This window comes from Bradyrhizobium sp. SZCCHNS3052 (assembly GCF_032484495.1).
GTDB lineage: Bacteria > Pseudomonadota > Alphaproteobacteria > Rhizobiales > Xanthobacteraceae > Bradyrhizobium.
This window is the reverse complement of the sequence record NZ_JAUETB010000010.1, coordinates 263,510-280,419: the sequence shown is the minus strand read 5'-3', so window position 1 is coordinate 280,419 and position 16,910 is coordinate 263,510. Positions and strand designations below refer to the sequence as shown.

15 protein-coding genes are annotated in these 16,910 nt (G+C 67.1%); 6 read left to right on the top strand and 9 right to left on the bottom strand.

Going from position 1 to position 16,910, the window contains the following annotated elements; translation table 11 throughout:
• Positions 1 to 20 precede the first annotated feature (20 nt).
• Entirely contained in the window at positions 21 to 3,092 is a 3,072-nt protein-coding gene (locus QX073_RS26635; protein ID WP_316226647.1) for an efflux RND transporter permease subunit, read from the top strand.
• Between the two features lie 111 nt (positions 3,093 to 3,203).
• Positions 3,204 to 3,893 (top strand): PadR family transcriptional regulator, encoded by a 690-nt coding sequence (locus tag QX073_RS26630; RefSeq protein WP_316226646.1) that lies wholly within the window; start codon positions 3,204 to 3,206, stop codon positions 3,891 to 3,893.
• Between the two features lie 276 nt (positions 3,894 to 4,169).
• Here QX073_RS26630 and QX073_RS26625 read toward each other — a convergent pair whose 3' ends face one another.
• Positions 4,170 to 5,006 (bottom strand): class III extradiol dioxygenase family protein, encoded by an 837-nt coding sequence (locus QX073_RS26625; protein WP_315751971.1) that lies wholly within the window; start codon positions 5,004 to 5,006, stop codon positions 4,170 to 4,172.
• A gap of 5 nt (positions 5,007 to 5,011) precedes the next feature.
• Entirely contained in the window at positions 5,012 to 5,365 is a 354-nt protein-coding gene (locus tag QX073_RS26620) for a protocatechuate 4,5-dioxygenase subunit alpha (protein WP_316226645.1), read from the bottom strand.
• A 123-nt stretch (positions 5,366 to 5,488) separates the two neighbouring features.
• On the opposite strand from QX073_RS26620, the gene QX073_RS26615 reads away from it, so the two are divergent.
• A complete protein-coding gene (locus tag QX073_RS26615) occupies positions 5,489 to 6,421 on the top strand; it encodes a LysR family transcriptional regulator (protein WP_315715659.1) in 933 nt (310 codons plus the stop codon).
• 24 nt (positions 6,422 to 6,445) lie between these two features.
• Here QX073_RS26615 and QX073_RS26610 read toward each other — a convergent pair whose 3' ends face one another.
• From QX073_RS26610 to QX073_RS26600, 3 genes are all read right to left on the bottom strand, one after another.
• Positions 6,446 to 6,832, bottom strand: coding sequence for a VOC family protein (locus QX073_RS26610; RefSeq protein WP_315715658.1), 387 nt, complete (start codon positions 6,830 to 6,832; stop codon positions 6,446 to 6,448).
• A 75-nt stretch (positions 6,833 to 6,907) separates the two neighbouring features.
• Positions 6,908 to 8,185 (bottom strand): NAD(P)/FAD-dependent oxidoreductase, encoded by a 1,278-nt coding sequence (locus tag QX073_RS26605; RefSeq protein WP_316226644.1) that lies wholly within the window; start codon positions 8,183 to 8,185, stop codon positions 6,908 to 6,910.
• Complete coding sequence (locus QX073_RS26600; protein WP_316188147.1) at positions 8,178 to 8,897, bottom strand: RibD family protein; 720 nt, start codon at positions 8,895 to 8,897, stop codon at positions 8,178 to 8,180. Before QX073_RS26600 ends, QX073_RS26605 begins: the two co-directional genes overlap by 8 nt.
• A 165-nt stretch (positions 8,898 to 9,062) precedes the next feature.
• On the opposite strand from QX073_RS26600, the gene QX073_RS26595 reads away from it, so the two are divergent.
• Both QX073_RS26595 and QX073_RS26590 read left to right on the top strand, forming a co-directional pair.
• Entirely contained in the window at positions 9,063 to 10,589 is a 1,527-nt protein-coding gene (locus tag QX073_RS26595; RefSeq protein WP_316226643.1) for an alpha/beta fold hydrolase, read from the top strand.
• A 132-nt stretch (positions 10,590 to 10,721) separates the two neighbouring features.
• Positions 10,722 to 11,075, top strand: a complete 354-nt coding sequence (locus QX073_RS26590) for a DUF2200 domain-containing protein (RefSeq protein WP_315715654.1) — start codon at positions 10,722 to 10,724, stop codon at positions 11,073 to 11,075.
• Positions 11,076 to 11,099: 24 nt separating this feature from the next.
• Here QX073_RS26590 and QX073_RS26585 read toward each other — a convergent pair whose 3' ends face one another.
• Positions 11,100 to 12,017 (bottom strand): PaaI family thioesterase, encoded by a 918-nt coding sequence (locus QX073_RS26585; protein WP_315715653.1) that lies wholly within the window; start codon positions 12,015 to 12,017, stop codon positions 11,100 to 11,102.
• Between the two features lie 261 nt (positions 12,018 to 12,278).
• Here QX073_RS26585 and QX073_RS26580 point away from each other — a divergent pair, with 261 nt between their 5' ends.
• Positions 12,279 to 12,947 carry a hypothetical protein gene (locus tag QX073_RS26580; RefSeq protein ID WP_315715652.1) on the top strand — a complete coding sequence of 223 codons (669 nt, stop codon included), beginning with the start codon at positions 12,279 to 12,281 and terminating at the stop codon, positions 12,945 to 12,947.
• A 56-nt stretch (positions 12,948 to 13,003) separates the two neighbouring features.
• Here the strand turns inward: QX073_RS26580 and QX073_RS26575 are convergent, their stop codons facing one another.
• From QX073_RS26575 to QX073_RS26565, 3 genes are all read right to left on the bottom strand, one after another.
• Positions 13,004 to 14,551, bottom strand: a complete 1,548-nt coding sequence (locus tag QX073_RS26575) for a L,D-transpeptidase (RefSeq protein ID WP_316226642.1) — start codon at positions 14,549 to 14,551, stop codon at positions 13,004 to 13,006.
• A 305-nt stretch (positions 14,552 to 14,856) separates the two neighbouring features.
• Positions 14,857 to 15,729 carry a helix-turn-helix domain-containing GNAT family N-acetyltransferase gene (locus tag QX073_RS26570; RefSeq protein ID WP_315715649.1) on the bottom strand — a complete coding sequence of 291 codons (873 nt, stop codon included), beginning with the start codon at positions 15,727 to 15,729 and terminating at the stop codon, positions 14,857 to 14,859.
• Between the two features lie 244 nt (positions 15,730 to 15,973).
• Positions 15,974 to 16,909, bottom strand: a complete 936-nt coding sequence (locus QX073_RS26565; protein WP_315715648.1) for a sugar-binding protein — start codon at positions 16,907 to 16,909, stop codon at positions 15,974 to 15,976.
• Position 16,910: the final 1 nt, after the last annotated feature.

The following is a 16,910-nucleotide window of genomic DNA, read 5'->3' as shown; positions in this document are numbered from 1 at the left end:
CCCCCATCAGAGTCATCACTATGCGTTTCACAGACATCTTCATCCGCCGGCCGGTGCTGGCGCTCGTGGTCAGCGCCCTCATTCTCGTGCTCGGCCTGCGTTCGATGACGACGCTCGCGATCCTGCAATATCCGCGCACGCAGAACGCGATCGTCACGGTGAGCACCGCCTATGCAGGCGCCGATTCCGACATCATCGCCGGATTTATCACGACGCCGCTGGAGAACGCGATCGCGCAGGCCAACGGCATCGACTACATGACGTCGACCAGCGTCACCGGCAGCAGCACCATCACCGTGAACCTGCGGCTCAACTACGATTCCGGCAAGGCGATGACCGAGATCAACGCCAAGGTGAACTCGGTGCTGAACCAGCTGCCGACAGGCACGCAGCAGCCGACCCTGACCTTGAAGGTCGGGCAGACCATCGACTCGATGTATATCGGCTTCGCCAGCGACGTGCTGGCGCCGAACCAGATCACCGACTACCTCGCCCGCGTGGTACAGCCGAAGCTGCAGGCGGTCTCCGGGGTGCAGACCGCCGAACTGCTCGGCGCCAAGAAATTCGCGCTGCGCGCCTGGCTCGACCCCGACAAGCTTGCGGCCTATGGCCTGACGGCAACCGACGTATCGACGGCGCTGTCGGGCAACGACTACATCTCCGGGCTCGGCACCACCAAGGGCCGCCTCGTGCAGGTCGATCTCGCCGCCGCGACCAACCTGCATTCGCTGGAGCAATACCGCAATCTCGTCGTCAAGCAGGTCAATGGCGCCATCATCCGCCTGCGCGATGTCGCCAATGTCACGCTCGGCAATGACGACTACGACAGCGCGACGCGCTTCAACGGAAAGACCGCAGTCTACATCGGCATCCAGGTGGCGCCAACGGCGAACCTGCTCGACGTCGTCAACGGCGTGAAGGCGGTTTATCCGGAGCTGCAGCGACAGCTGCCGAACGGCATCACCAGCGAGATCCTCTACGACTCCACCGACTTCGTGAACTCCTCCATCGACGAGGTGATCCATACGCTGGTGGAGGCGATCGGGATCGTGATCGTCGTGGTTTTCATGTTCCTGGGCTCGTGGCGCTCGGTGCTGATCCCGGTGATCGCCATTCCGCTATCGCTGATCGGCACCTTCGGCCTGATGCTGCTGATGGGCTTCTCCATCAACCTGCTGACCTTGCTGGCGCTGGTGCTCGCGATCGGCCTGGTCGTCGACGACGCCATCATCGTGGTCGAGAGCGTCCACCGCCTGATCGACGAGGGTGTGCCGCCGGTCGAGGCTGCCATCCAGTCGGCGCGCGCGCTGGCGAGCCCGATCATCGCGATGACCGTGGTGCTGATCGCGGTCTACGTACCCGTCGGCTTCCAGGGCGGCCTCACCGGCGCGCTGTTCACCGAATTCGCCTTCACGCTCGCCGGCGCCGTCACCGTCTCGGCGGTGATCGCGCTGACGCTTTCGCCGATGAACTGCGCCTGGCTGCTGCGCCGGACCGAGCGCGACGCCACCACGCTCGAGGCGCGGCTGGTGCGTGCGATCGACCACGTGCTCGAACGGCTCGCACAGAGCTATCGCCGCGGGCTCGAAAGCGTGTTCGCGACCAAGCCGGTGGTCGTGGTGTTCGCGCTGCTGCTGCTGGCGATGATCCCCTGGCTCTATGTCAGCTCCACCAGCGAGCTCGCGCCGGACGAGGACCAGGGCATCGTGCTGTCGCTGACGAATTCCGCGCCCTCGGCCACGCTCGAGCAGCGCCAGTTCTACGGCCAGCAACTGTACGGCCTGATTGCCCAGCGGCCGGAGACGCGCACCGTGTTCCAGATCGACACCTCGACGCAGGTGATCGGCGGCTGGGTGCTCAAGCCCTGGGATCAGCGCAAGGCGACGACCAGCACCTTGCAGCCGGAATTCCAGCAGCTCCTGAATGGCATCGCCGGCGCGCGTTCCGTCGCGTTCCAGCCCTCGCCGCTGCCGGGCAGCAACGGCCTGCCGGTCCAGTTCGTGATCGGCACCACCGGCGCGTTCGGCGAGCTCAACGACGTGTCGCGCGATTTCATGGCCAAGGCGCTGGCGAGCGGCCGCTTCATCTTCCTCGACAGCGACCTGAAGATCGACAAGCCGCAGACCACCGTGGTGTTCGATCGCGACAAGGCTGCCGATCTCGGCCTCAAGATGAGCGATCTCGGCGGCGCGCTCGCGACCATGCTGGGCGGCAACTACCTCGACTATTTCAGCCTGGAGGGCCGCTCCTACAAGGTGATCCCGCAGGTGCGGCAGAACGATCGTCTGACCGACTCGCAGTTGCTCGACTATTCGATCCGCGCCGGCGGCAATTCCATGGTGCCGCTGTCGACCGTGGCCCGGCTCGAGCACAAGACGATCCCTGAGTCGCTCAATCACTTCCAGCAGATCAACGCGGCGACCATCTCCGGCGTGGCGATGCCGGGTATCGCGATGGGCGACGCGCTCGCCACCTTGAAGGAGATCGCGAAGTCGCTGCCATCGGGTTACTCGGTCGACTATGGCGGCGCGTCGCGGCAGCTGATGCAGGAATCTGGCGGCTTCGTCACCACCTTCGTGTTCGCGCTGATCATCATCTTCCTGGCGCTCGCCGCCTTGTTCAACAGCTTCGTCGATCCGATCATCATCCTGGTGTCGGTGCCGATGTCGCTGGCCGGCGCGCTGATCTTCATCAGCCTCGGCATCGGCGGCGCCAGCATCAACATCTACACCCAGGTCGGCTTGGTCACCCTGATGGGCCTCGTCAGCAAGCACGGCATCCTGATGGTCGAGGTCGCAAACGAGCTGCGCGAACAGGGCAAGGACCGCACCGAGGCGATCATCGAAGCGGCGACCGTCCGGCTGCGGCCGATCCTGATGACCACGGCGGCGATGGTGCTCGGCGTGATCCCGCTGATCACGGCGAGCGGCGCCGGTGCGGTGTCCCGCTTCAACATGGGGCTCGTGATCGCGACCGGACTCGCGATCGGCACCCTGTTCACGCTGTTCGTGGTCCCCGTCGCCTATGCGCTGATTGCGCATCGCGGCACGGCGCACGAGGTCGCGGGTCGCGTGACCGAGGCAATCCCATAAATCGCGTGAAATCAGTGCGTTATTTGCAGATTCGGAAACCTGCATCGGTCACGGTTGACAAACGAAACATATAAACGATATATCGTTCGTACGAAACGGAGACCATATCGTATGAGACATCATCATTGGACATTTGGCCCCTCCCGCAGAGACGACGACAACCAGGAGCGCGGCTGGGGACATCGCGGACGTCATGGAGGGCGCGGCTTCGACGAAGCCTGCGAGGAGATGCGCATGGGCGGGCGCGGCGGCGGATTCGGCCCGCGGGCGGCCGGCCTGTTCGAGCGTGGCCGCCGCGGCGGTCGCGAGGAGTTCGGGCGTGGCGGCGGCGGCCGCTTCTTCGGTCCCGGCGATCTGCGCAGCCTGCTGCTGTGGCTGATCGGTGAGAAGCCGCGCCATGGCTATGAGCTGATCAAGGCGGTCGAACAGTTGGTCGGCGGCGCGTACTCGCCGAGCCCGGGCTCGGTCTATCCGATCCTCAATCTGCTCGAGGACATGGGCCAGATCGAAGCGGCATCGGCCGAGGGCGGCAAGAAGCTGTTCGCGATCACCGACGCCGGCCGTCAGGCGCTGAAAGAGGATGAAGCCGCCATCGATGGCCTGCTGAGCCGGCTGCGGATCATGGCCCGCACCATGGGCGGCATGCGCCCGCCGGAGCCGGTGCTGCAGAGCGTGCAGACGCTAAAGATGGCGCTCAAGATGCACCGGCAGGGCTGGAGCGACGCGGAAGCGAAGCGTGTCAGCGACATCCTCACCCGCGCCATCGCCGATATCCAGGGCGACGAGGGCACGGCGAGCTGACATCGACATCAGCCAGGAGCGGAGCCGTGGCAGCCGGAATTGATATCCGTGCTCGCGCCGCCCAGACGCTGCGCTCCCTCTCACCGTTCTTCACGGCGAGAGGGAGCGGGGTAAGGGCAACCGCACGGAAGTCGGTCGAAGGGGGCCCCTGACAGCCACATCCCTCGATAGCATCCGCGGTACGGGTCCGGCGTTCGCCGGGACCCATACCGCGTGATCATCGTTGGCGGAACGGCTCTCAGTCGTCGCCTTCCGAAAAAGACTCTCGCAGGGGCCCTACACCGGCTCCAGCACCATCAGTCCCGTCGCCGTGTTGGAGATCGGGATATGATAGTTGGCGTGCTCCTTGCGGACCTTCTCCGGCAGGGTGCCGCGCGCGACCATCCAGTTCAGCAATTCGACGCCCTGGGTGCCCGACAGCTCGACCAGCTCGGTGGTCGAATACTTCGTCGCCCAGGCGGGATCGTCGACCATGCTGGCCATGAACTTCTCGTCGAAATCCTTGTTGATGAAGCCGGCACGCTCGCCGTCGAGCTGATGCGACAGGCCGCCGGTGCCCATCACGACGACGCGCTCGTCCTTCGGCCAGGATTGAATCGCCCGCGCCAGCGCCTGGCCGAGCTTGTAGCAGCGCGCGGCCGACGGCAGCGGCGCCTGCACCGTGTTGACGACCACGGGCACCACCCGCACCGGCCATTTCTGATCGGGCCAGCATAGCGCCATCGGCAGTGTGAAGGCGTGATCGACCACCATCTCCTGGCAGGTGGTGAGGTCGAAATCCTCCTTCACCAGGTGCTCGATCAAATGCCAGGACAATTCGCTGTCACCCTTGAACGGCGCGGTCTGCGGAATGCCCCAGCCCTCGTCGGCATTGCTGTAGCTGTCGGCCGCGCCGACCGCGAAGGTCGGCATCTTGTCGAGGAAGAAGTTGAGGCCATGGTCGTTATAGACGAGCACGACCACATCGGGTTTGACCTTGGCGAGCCACTCGCGGACATGCGGGAAGCCGTCGAAGAACGGTTTCCAATACGGATCCTGCTGCAGGCCCTTGGCGATCGCGCCGCCAATGGCCGGAACGTGCGAGGTGGTGATGCAACCGACGATCTTTGCCATGACGATTACCCCCTCGCCGCCAGAAGCTTGGCCTTGAACTGCTCTTTCGTCAGCCCGGTCTGCTGCGCGCCGATGTCCTGCATGTCGAGCCCGAAGATGCCGGCGAACTTGGCGAGGTAGTAGGCGTTGCCGCCGGCCTCGATCAGCTCCAGCACGTTGCGGTTCCTGATCGCCGCGCGCTGCTGTGCATTGAGGCCGTATTTGGCGCAATAGCCGTCCTCGTCGGCGACGAAGGCCTTGCGGTTGGCGGCATCGTTGAACGAGTAGCACATCTTGTTGAGGGCGTAGCCTTTGCGGGCCTGCTCGCCGTCGAAGATGGTGGTGCCGGGCACGGGCTGCCGGGCTGACGTGGCGGACATCTGAGCCTCCCCTGGGCGTGTTTCGGACGGCCGCGCTTGATCTGGATCAAACGCGGCGCCGTTCGTGCCCGCCAGTATCGCCGACAGACACCGTCAATAAAGGCCGCGCGACCGATCCGATCCATGAGCCAATTCGATCATTTGGACCTCGACGGCCACCTGCTGCAGCTCCTGCTCGCCGTCATCGAGGAAGGCTCGGTCACCCGCGCGGCACAGCGGCTCGGAGTCACGCAGTCGGCCGTCAGCCATCTGCTCGACAAGCTGCGCACGATCACCGGAGATCCGCTGTTCGTGAAGTCCGGCCGCGGCATCGTGCCGACCGCGCATGCGCAGCTCCTGGCGCTGCGCGCCCGCGCGCTGCTCGACGATCTCCGGAGCTTCTCGCACACCGCTGCGTTCGAGCCGGCGAAAATCTCCGCGCAGGTGACGATCGCGGCCAATGATCTGCAGCGCGACCTGCTGCTGCCGTCGCTGCTGCGCTATGCCCGCGCGCAGGCGCCGGGCCTCAGCCTGCGCGTGATCCCTTCCGGCGCACCGACGCCGGAAATGCTGCGCGAGGAGCACTGTCAGCTCATCATCACGCCGCGACCGCCCGAGGGCAGCGACATCCTGCAGAAGCGGCTGTTCGAGGACAGCTATCGCGTGTTCTACGATGCGAGCCAGCGCGAGCCGCCGCAGAGCCTGGAGGACTATCTCGCCAGCGACCATGTCACGGTACTGTACGAGCCGCGGCGCCGGCTCGACATCGACGAGGTCCTGGCCGAGCGCGGCCTCGTCAGGCGGTTCGCGGCGCAGGTGCCGGGCTTCGGCGGCATCGGCCCGTTCCTGCGCGGCAGCCGCATGATCGCGACCCTGCCGAGCCTGCTGCGCGCCTACATGCTGCGCGGCCTGGCGGTGGCGCCGGTGCCCGTCCCCTGCCCGGCGATGCCGATGTACATGGTCTGGCACTTGCGCCACCACGAAGATCCGATGCACCGCTGGCTGCGCCAGCAGCTCGAGATCGTGGTCGCGCCGAGCTTGGCCGCGGCCGCCGAGCACATGCCGGTGATGGCCTGACTCATCCCGAGGGGTGAGCGGCCCTCACGCCGGCGCGTGGCACACCGCCTCGATGTTGTTGCCGTCGGCGTCGCGCACGAACGCGCCGTAATAGTTCTCGTGATAATGCGGCCGCAGTCCAGGCGCGCCGTTGTCCATTCCGCCTGCGGCGATCGCCGCTTGATAGAACGCATCGACCGTGGCGCGATCCTTGGCGTGGAACGCGACATGCGTCGAGGTCGCGGCCGTCCCGCCGGTGCCGATCCAGAAATCCGGACGGCCGTCGCCGAAGCCGGCGTGATCACCATGGCCGCCGGTCTGCGCGTCGGTGATCTCCATCATCAGGACATAGCCGAGCGGCGCCAGGGCGGCCGCATAGAACGCCTTGGCGCGGGCGAAGTCGGAGACAGGGAAGCCGACGTGGTCGAGCATGGTGATCCTCTCCATGGTGACCGGCGAATGCTAGCGCCGTGGGCGCACGGGCGCAACGTGTCGAACACGGCTCGATCACATCGCAAGGATGCGCCGCGCCGTTTGTTGCCCACTCGCCAGCGCCGCCTCGACCGTTCCCATGTCGCGTCCGCGATACAGCGCTTCGCCGGAGATCAGCACCCGTCCGCCATCCCGACGCGAAAGCGTATCCTGCGCCTCGTGGGATGTCAGCGTCGCATAGGAATAGGCTCCGCGCGCGAACGGATCCTTCGCCCAATCCGTGACATGCGACGCGACGAGCTGCTGCTTCAGCAAGCCCGCCGGCTGTACGAAGACGTCTGCGAGCGCCGAAAGCCCGTTTTCGATCAGCGCGGCCTCGTCGCACGCGGCAAAGGCGCCGGCCGGCGGCCCGGCGAGCCAGCCGGTCAGCACCGCGTCATCGTTCGGATGCTGCGTCCACCACACCGGCACGTCGGCATCGGACAGCACGAACAGCATGTCGGAAAGGTCCTCGGTCCGGGCCTCTCGCCACCAGCGACGCTCGAAGCGCAGCAGCAGCTTGATGACGTTGCCGAAGCCGATGGTTTCGGCTGCGGCCAATTGCGGGCGCATGGCCGGCGGCAGCGCGATGGTTCGCAGCAGCGGCAGCGGCACGGTCAGGATGACGAGATCGCCGCGCTGCGCACGGCCGTCAGCCAAGCGCACGACGACACCATCATCGGAGCTCTCCACCGCGCGGACCACCGCCTCGAGCAGCATCGCCACGCCATGCGCCCGGCACTCCGCCAGGAGATGATCGAGCAGCGCCGCGTAGCCGCCGACGATGCGCGCCTGAGCGCCGCGGTCGCCGCCCATCCATTCGTCGCGCAGCGCGAACACGCTGGCACGACCGGGATCGGCCGCGTCATAGCCCTGCACCATCCCCAAGACCGACTTGCGCAGGGCGGCAAACTCCGCGCCGGCGAAATGCCGATCGAGCAGCGCCGTCACGGTCATATCCTCGTCGAGCTGCCGCGCCACGCCGTGCAACCGGCGCATCTCCCGATCAGCGGGATCCTCGCGCGAGAACGCGCCATCCGTCACGTACCAGCGCGCGCCATCGACCGGCGTCGAGGTGAGCCCCGCCTCGGCCATCAGCGCGTGGGTGACGGGCGCCTCGCCATGGATGAATTCCGCACCGGCATCCGCGCGATATCCGAACCTGCTCGCAGGCAGCGGATGGATGCGCCCGCCGCAGCGGTCGCGCGCCTCCAGCAGTGTCACCTGCTGGCCTGCGCGGGCCAGTTCGCGCGCCGCCATCAGGCCCGCGGCACCGGCCCCGACGATGATGATGTGCATTCGCCGCTCAGCCATGACTTGCCTGGGCCGGCAAGGCCGAGCCGTTGGTGATCTTGTAGCGCAGCCACAGCGCGCCGCCCTCCAGCGCCGTGCTGCTTTCGAGCGTCATGGCCGTGATCGGGGCACGCTCGCCGGACTCGGCTTCCGTCGAATCGAACACGCTCGGCGCCCCCTTGGCGCCATCCACTGCCGGACACAGAACGAGGTTGAACTCGTCGACCAGGCCCGCGCGAAGGAACGCGCCGTTGGCGCCGCCGCCGCCTTCGAGCAGCAGGCGCTTCACGCCGAGCTCCTGCGCGACGATCTCGAGCACGCGCGAAAGATCGAGCTTCGCCTGGCCGGCGAAGACGTAGGAGACGCCCTCGCCGCGCAGTCCCGAAAGATGCGCATCCGACACGGCCTCGGTCAGCACGACGACGATCGGATCGCCGCCGATGTCGGAGCGACCCCAGCAGATCTTGCCATGGGGATCGAGCACGATGCCGTAGGCCTTGGCATCGCGGCGCGCGATCCAATGGGTGCGCGGGAATTGCTCCGTCGTCTCGGCCGGATAGGCCGAGCCCTTGGCGAACTCCTGGCCGGTGACGCGGCCGATCAGCCAGGCGTCGCCGCCGAGCCGGTCATGCACCTGCTCGAACAAATCGCCCGATCCCTTCGGACGCCAGCGGCTCGGCAGGGTCCGGCCGTCGACGCTCGACGCCATCAGGCAGATGACTTCCGGTTTCATGCATCCTCCTTGTCGCCGCTGAACGGGGGTCACCGAATATCGCTCCGGCGGCGTTGTCAACGAAGCGGCGTGCGTTTCGTTCGATTGCGCCGGTGCCGCTCGCCTGCGCCGTCGCTGTTACCGCACCAATTCCTGCGCTAGTTTCGGCTGCAAACGGAGCCGATCATGGACGCTGCGCCGCGCAGACGAGACGCCATCGGTTTGCGCGGGGCAGCCCTGCTGGCCGCAGCGCTCGCCGGCCTCGCGCTCTGCGTCGCCGGGATCTGGCGCCTCGAAGCCGAGCGCGCGGGCATCACGATCACCCCGCTGCAGGCAGGCACCACCCCCATCACCATCTATCGGCGCGACGACGCGGCTGCGGCGCCCGTGGTCGTCATTGCCCACGGCTTTGCGGGCTCACGCCAGTTCATGGAGGCCTATGCGCTGACATTGGCACGCGCGGGCTATGTCGCGGTCTCGTTCGACTTCGAGGGACATGGCCGCAATCCGACGCCGATGTCGGGCGACGTCACGCGCATCGACGGCACGACGAAGAAGCTGATGCGCGAGATCTGCCGCGTCACCGACGCCGCGCTGTCCCTGCCGGGGAACGACGGCCAGGTCGCCCTGCTCGGACACTCGATGGCTTCCGACATCATCGTCCGCCAGGCGCTGGCCGATCCGCGTATCAGGGCGACGGTGGCGATCTCGATGTTTTCCGAGGCCGTCACGGCGAGCGCGCCGCGCAATCTGCTGATCATCACAGGCGAATGGGAGGCGGCCCTGCGCCGGGATGCGCTGCGCAACCTCCGGCTCGCCGATCCCGCCGCGCGCGAGGGCGATACCGTGGGCGATCCCGCCGCAAATGGCGGACGCCGCGCCGTCGTCGCGCCCGGAGTCGAACACGTCAGCGTGCTGTATTCGACGACTGCACTGCGCGAGGCGCGCGACTGGCTCGATCGGGCGCTCGGCCGCGCCAGCAGCGGCCCGGTCGCTTCGACTGGCGGTGCGATCGCGCTGCTGCTCGCCGGCATCGTGCTGCTGGCGTGGCCCTTGGCCGAGCTGCTGCCGAAGGGTGATGCGCCGCCGCCGACAATTCCGCTGCGCAGTCTTGCGATCGCCACGCTGGTGCCGGCGGTGACGACACCGATCGTCCTGAGGTTCGTCGAGACCCGCTTCCTGCCCGTTCTGATCGCCGACTACCTCGCCGTACATCTCTTCGTGTACGGCACGCTGTCGCTCACGCTGCTACGCGCGCAGGGCGTTCACTTCGGCCGCGTGGCCTGGCTCGCGGCGCTGGCGCTGGCCGCCTACGGCATCTGCGGCTTCGGTGGCGCGCTCGACCGCTACGTCGCCTCGTTCATGCCGATCGCGGCGCGCCTGCCGATCATCGCAGCGATCGCAATGGGCGCGGTGCCCTACATGCTGGCGGACTGCATCGCCAACAGGGGCGGCCACGCCGCGCTGTGGCGCACCGTGTGGATCCGCACCGCCTTCCTGGCCTCGTTGGGCGGGGCAGTCGCGCTCGACCTCAAGCGGCTGTTCTTCCTGCTCATCATCATCCCCGTGATCGTGCTGTTCTTCATCGTGTTCGGACTGATCGGCGGCTGTGTCGGTCGCAGGACCTGCTCGCCGATGGCCGAAGGCCTCGGTCTCGGCCTGATCCTGGCGTGGTCGCTCGGGGTGTCGTTTCCGATGTTCCTGCCGGGCTAGCGTCCGTTTCCGACATGTGCGAACGAACGTGCTGTCCGACGATCCGAAACGCGGACATGAAGCACGCGCTCGTGCCGTGCCGTCGCCCCTCGCAGACCCGACATGCCTCGCCTACGATCCGATGGAGTCAGCATGGCAAAACACCGCATCTACACGACGAGCTTCGCGAGCGTGTACCGATTGTACGTCGCGAAGGCCGAGAAGAAGGGACGCACCAAGGCAGAGGTCGATCAGGTGATCTGCTGGCTGACGGGCTATGGCCAAAGCGAGCTTGAGATCCGGTTGGAGCGTCAGACGGACTTCGAGACCTTCTTCGCACAGGCGCCAGCGATGAATCCGGCGCGGACCCTGATCAAGGGCATGATCTGCGGCGTCCGCGTGGAGGATGTCGAGGAACCGACGATGCGGGAGATCCGCTACTTGGACAAGCTGGTCGATGAGCTGGCGCGGGGAAAGGCAATGGACAAGATCCTGCGCAAGGCCTGATCGTGTCTCGCGACCCGGTCTCCTTCAATCCTGCTCCTGCCCTGGCGCCGGTCGTAGCATGAAATGGCCGAAGGCGGTGGCGATCGGCTTCGTCGCATCGTCCTGCCAGGCGCGGGCCTCGAAGGCGACGACGCGGCGCCCCTGCTTGACGATCGACGCCGATGCGACGGTGTCGAGCGCGCGCCCCGACCTCAGATAGTTGATGGTGAGGCCGACCGGCTTCGGCGGCGCCGTGGCGCCGAGCTCGCGCATCACGGTGACGATCGCTGCGGTCTCGAGAAACGCACCGGTCATGCCGCCATGGATCGCAGGCAGCACGGGATTGCCGATGATCCGGCGCGAGAAGGGCATCACCAGCGTGTCGTTCTCGGCGAAGCGGATGCCGAGGCAGCGCGCGAACGGACTGGTGGGAAACGGCCCCGCCGGATCGTCCGGGGCGTCGAGCGGCGGTGGCGCGCCGTCGAAGGCCGCCCGGTCGGTCAGCATGTTGGTGCGGTTGGCGCCAATCATGAAGCAGGCGGTCGCGGTGGCGACCGGTGCGGTCTCCTCCTCCTGATAGGCGGTGGCGCGCACGAACGCGATCGAGCGCGTGACGCGGAAGCAGACCGCATGGGCCTTGATGTCGAGACCGGGGGTCGCCGGCTTCTGATAGTCGATGCGCAGATCGAGCGTGGCGATCGCCCGGCTGCCGTCGAGCGCAAGCTGCACCGCCATGCCGCAGCTCTCGTCGAGCATCGCGGTGACGACGCCGCCATGGATCACCCCGGTCTCGCTGTCGCCGACGAACACGGGACGATAAGGCAGGGTCGACCAGGCTTCGCCGGGCGCGAAGCGATCCATCCTGAGCCCGCTGATATGGCCATAGACCGAGCGGCGCTGCCCGATGGCCTCGGCAAGCACGTCGAATGCCGGCGGTGCGGCGGTGGGCGGAATGTCGGACATGCGCGATTTAGATCACGATCCCGAGGACGCACGAAGCCTTTTCCGACGGATCCGATTTGCATGCCAGCGATCCGGGCCGGATCATCGCCGTCCCTGCATCGGCACTCCTGAGCGCCGCCGGTCATGCTCACAACTCGAGGCTGCGAGAGCCCATTCCCGCAAAACTACGTGGATGAAATGTTCCGCCGGAGCCGCGCGCTTAGAACATTGGCAACCTTAATATGATCATAATTGTCTCCATCAAATCCCGGAGACCCGTCGATGCGCAGATCCACCAAGACGCCGGACGCCCCGCCGAGCAGCGGCACGGCCTCTCTACGAATTGTCCTGAGCCTGGCGCTCGTAGCCAGCGCCGGTGCGATGTGGTGGAGCAGCGGCGGCGCCAACAGCTTCTCCTTCGGCACCGGAGCGCCTTCGCTCGAGAGCCGCGTCGCCACGCTGACCTCGGAGCTGGCGCAGCTCAAGGCCGAGACCGCCCAGCTGCGCGACCGCCAGAGCGACACCTCCGGCGAGCTTCTGCAATTGCGCGCCAGCCTCACCACGGCCGAAACGGGCCTGGCCGTCTTGCGCACCGCCGCCGACGAGACCGAGGCGCGCCGCCGCGATACGGCCGACAAGATCGAATCCGATCTCGCGCTGCTGAAGCGCCAGACGATCCGCCTCCGCGGCGCCCAGGAAGATGCGGCAACCGAGCTGAGCGGGCTGCGCACCGCGGCCGCGAACAGCGACATGACCATCGAGCAGCTCCGGACCTCCACCGGCGAGATGCGTCAGCAGTTGACGCGCATCGAGACCGCTCGCGAGGCGACCAGCTCGATCTCCCGCAGGCCTCACCGTGTCAGGCGCGTGGCGCGCGCGACCGAGGCGCAGCACGAGCCGCAGCCTTTCTTGATGCAGTGGCCCGGCGTCATCCCCGCAGGTCGCAACTGATTTGAAGCGCCATCCGGCCTGACCCGCGAATCGCGGTCAGGCATCAGCCCGGCTGGTCACCACCAGCCCGGCTGCACCGGCCGGTAGTAGGTCGGAGGCGGACCGCGGCGGCGCGGCGCCGCGACGGGCTGGCCATCCCAGCTGCGCTGGAAGAAGCTGCCGAAGCCGTCGTCATATTCGTCCCCGCTGGCGACGACGTCGACATTGGTCGTCGGCCGGCGCGTGATGAAGCCGCCCTGCGGCTGGTTGCTCAGCACCGCGACGAACTCGGTCCGGTAATTGGTCTCGCTCGACAGCGGCTCGTCCGAGACGATGATCGAGGAGCGCGGCACGGCCGTCGGCGCGATCCGGTCGAGCACGTCCTTCGGAATGGTGATGCGGTCGAGCGCGTCCTTGGCGGTGTCGCCGTCGTCGATGGTCACCGCCGTCCAGCGCAGCTCCGCGCCGTTCTGCGCCACCGCGGTGAACACATGCGTTCCGATCGGCCGGTCGGGATCGCGGATGGTCACCGGCGCCTCGATCGAGGTGTCGAACACCTCGCCGCCGCCATCGGGGGCCGGCTTGTGCGTGTTGCGCCTGACATAGAGCATCTGCGTCGAACGGCTGATATAGACCGAGACCGGCTCGGTCGCGAGCCTGGCGTCCGTCGCAGCCTTGCTCACATCGGCCTTCCTGGCCGCCGCCGCCTTGGCGGCATCCTTGGTCGAGGTCGCCGCAGCGAGCTTCACGGCCGCGTCCGACTTGGCGGCCTCGAGCTGCGCTGCCGCGTCGGTCGCCTTGGCGGCGGCCTTCTGCTTCGCATCCTCGGCCAGCGTCCTGGCCTGATCGGTCTTGGCGGTGGCCAGCTTCCTGTCGGCGAATTTGAGCTCGGCCTCGGCGCGCGCCTTGGCCTGCTCCAGCTTGCGCAAGGACGTCTTCAGAGCCTTGGCCTCGCGCTCGGCCGCGGCAGCCGCCGCCTTGGCCTCGTCGGCGCTCCTGGCGGCGTCCTCGGCCTCGCGGCCGAGCGTCGCGGCCCGCGAGGGCACCGCGGCGAGCGCCTGCGCATTCGGCACGAACAAGGCGGGATGGGAGAACTCGACGGGCGCCGGGTCACCCGGCGCGATGATCACCCGCATGCCGATCCAGGTCCGGTCGAACAGCTTCTCGGCAAAGCCATAGGGCATGCGGACGCAGCCATGCGAGGCGGCATAGCCGGGCAGCGGCCCGCCATGCAGCGCCACCCCGTTCCAGGTGATGCGCTGCATGTTCGGCATCCAGGCATCGTCGTAAAGAGTCGAGTGGTGGTCCTTGTCCTTCTCGATGATGGCGAACACGCCGGCCGGCGTCTCGCGGCCCGAGACGCCGGTCGACACCGGTGCGCGCCAGATCCAGCCATCGGCGTCGTAGAACGTCACCTTCTGGGTCTTGATCGAGACGATCGCCATGATCGGATCGCCATGCGCACGCGGCGCCGTCGCCTCGATCACCGGCGCCGGACGTGCCTGTCGCGCGCGGGCCTCGGAACCCTGCAGAGCCAGCACGGTGGCGGCCGCGACAGTTATCAGGACCGCTCCCCGACGCCGCATCGCTGCAAGGTTCTGAGCCGCCGTGGATCGTGTCACCATGCCCTATCCCAATTCGTTATTGCTGTTCCGCCGGCGCGATCGGCGCAGGACGATCTATACGCTCGATCATGTCTTGGGGTGAAGTGAGGCGAAGGCGCGTCCTCATGTCATCGGGCCCCCCTCGCCGCAATTGGGGCAGGATCGGGCAACGAATCGGACTCAAGGCGCGCCCTTCCGTCGCAAGCTCCCCCGAAGGCCCGCATTCCACCACCCTACCAGTTGCTCATCGCTTAACGCCGAACAGGGCGATCTGGTCCGTGGCTGGACTGGAGAACGGCGGGCGCAGGCGCCGCGCGAGATCAATCTTAGAGCTGCTTCTCGAAGAACAGGTCCGGATAGGGATCGTCGTTGAAGCGGTCGATCTCCGTCCAGCCGGCGCGGCGATAGAGCTGGACGGCCTCGGCGAGCGCGCTGTTGGTGTCGAGGCGAAGAATGCTGATCGAGAGCGTGCGGGCAGCCTCTTCGGCCGCATCCATCAGGCGGCGGCCGAGGCCGAGGCCGCGCGCGGCGGGCGCGACCCAGAGCCGCTTGATCTCGGCGACATCGCCGCCGCTGCCCTTCAGCCCGACACAGCCGAGCGGCAGGCCGTCGGACAACGCCACGAAGAAAGCCCCGCGCGGCGCCATCATGTCCAAGGCATCGGGATCGCGCGACAGCGACACATCGAAGCCGCGTTCGAAGCGCCGCGACAGCTCGGCGTAGTACTCGCCGAGGCAGTAGCGCGACTGCTCGCCGCGCGGATCAACCTCGTCGATGGCGATGCGGCTGCGTCCCAGCGCGGCCGCGACCAGGTCCATCGCCGCCAAGAGCGCTTCGGGCTGCCCGTGACGCGCCAGCATCGATTCGGCCTGAGCGTTGGAGAGCGTCTCATAGGCCTCGAATTCGCGCCGCCCGGCGGCTGTGAGCCTGGCGATGCGGCGGCGCGCGTCGTCGGGATGCGGCCTGGTCATCACCAGCCCCTCCTCCTCCAGGCTGCGCAGCAGCCGGCTCATCAGCCCGGAATCGAGTGCGAGATAGTCGCGCAGCTCGGCCACGTCGCTGCGGCCATGGCCGATTGCATTGAGCACTCGGGCCGCCCCGAGCGGCCGACCGCGCCCGAGGAACGAGGTGTCGAGCGCGCCGACCTCCGAGGTGACGGCGCGGTTGAAGCGGCGGACGCGGGAGATGGGGTCGAGCATAATATCTGACTTAAGTCAGATATTTCCGTCTGTCAATTGTGACCGTAGTCGAGTGCAGGCGGCCGCTCCAGCCTCTGTCGTCGTTGCCTGCGCAAGCAGGGCATCCAGTACGCCGCAGCGTTTCGATTGATCACAGCCGTCATGTCCAGTCCGTGGGTACCAAAAGCATCCCCAAACAAAAAAGGGCGGCCCAGCCGCCGGCCGAAGCCGGTTGCCGGACCGCCAGGTTTTCCCCGGGAGGAACTCAGTTCAAAAGCTTGGCGACGTTGTCCTTGGTGACGAGGTCGAGGCCGGTGTAGATCACCTCCGGCACCTTCTCGCCCTTCTTGATCGCGAGCAGCGTGTCCATCGCCTTCTCGCCCATCTCGAACGGACGCTGGCCGGTCAGCGCGTTGGAATAGCCGTCGCGCAGCAGCTCGAGCTGCATCTTCAGCGTATCGGCAACGACCAGCGTCAGCTTGCCAGCGTCGATGTCCTTGCGGTTCTTGTTGACGAAGGCCTTGTAGCCCTCGGGCGCGAACATCGGCCAGCCGCCGATCGGCACGATGGCGCCGAGATCCGGCGTCGCGGTGCGCAGATCGGCCATCTGCTGCACGGCGAGCGCGGGATCGTCGTTGCAGAAGGTCGGCGAGCCCGCCACTTCCGTCCACTTCGAGCCCTTGAGCGCCTCGCGCACGCCGTCGACGCGCTCGGCAAGGTTCTTGGCGCCGGGACCGCCGGAGACGACGGCGTACTTGCCGCCCTCAGGCCGCAGCTCGCGGAGCTGCTTGCCGAGCGCGAGGCCGAAGTCCTTGTTGTTGGTGCCGATATAGGCGATGCGCTTGGAGCCCGGCGCATCGGCGTCGAAGGTGATGACGGGAATGCCGGCCGCCGTCGCCGCCTCGATCGATTTCGTCATCGATGGAACGTCGGCGACCGAGATGGCGAGGCCGTCGACCTTCTGGGTGATGAAGTCCTGGATGATCTGCGCCTGCGTGGCCGGCTCGTGCTCGACCGGTCCCTTGTAGATGCACTCGACATTGCCGAGCTCCTTGGCGCGCTTCAGACAGCCGTCGCGCGCGACATCGAAGAACGGATTGTTCATCGCCTTCGGCACGATGGCGAAGCGGTATTTGGTCTCGGCCTGCGCCGGGGCCATCAAAATCGCGAGCGATGCGACCGCATAGAGCAGCTTCTTCATG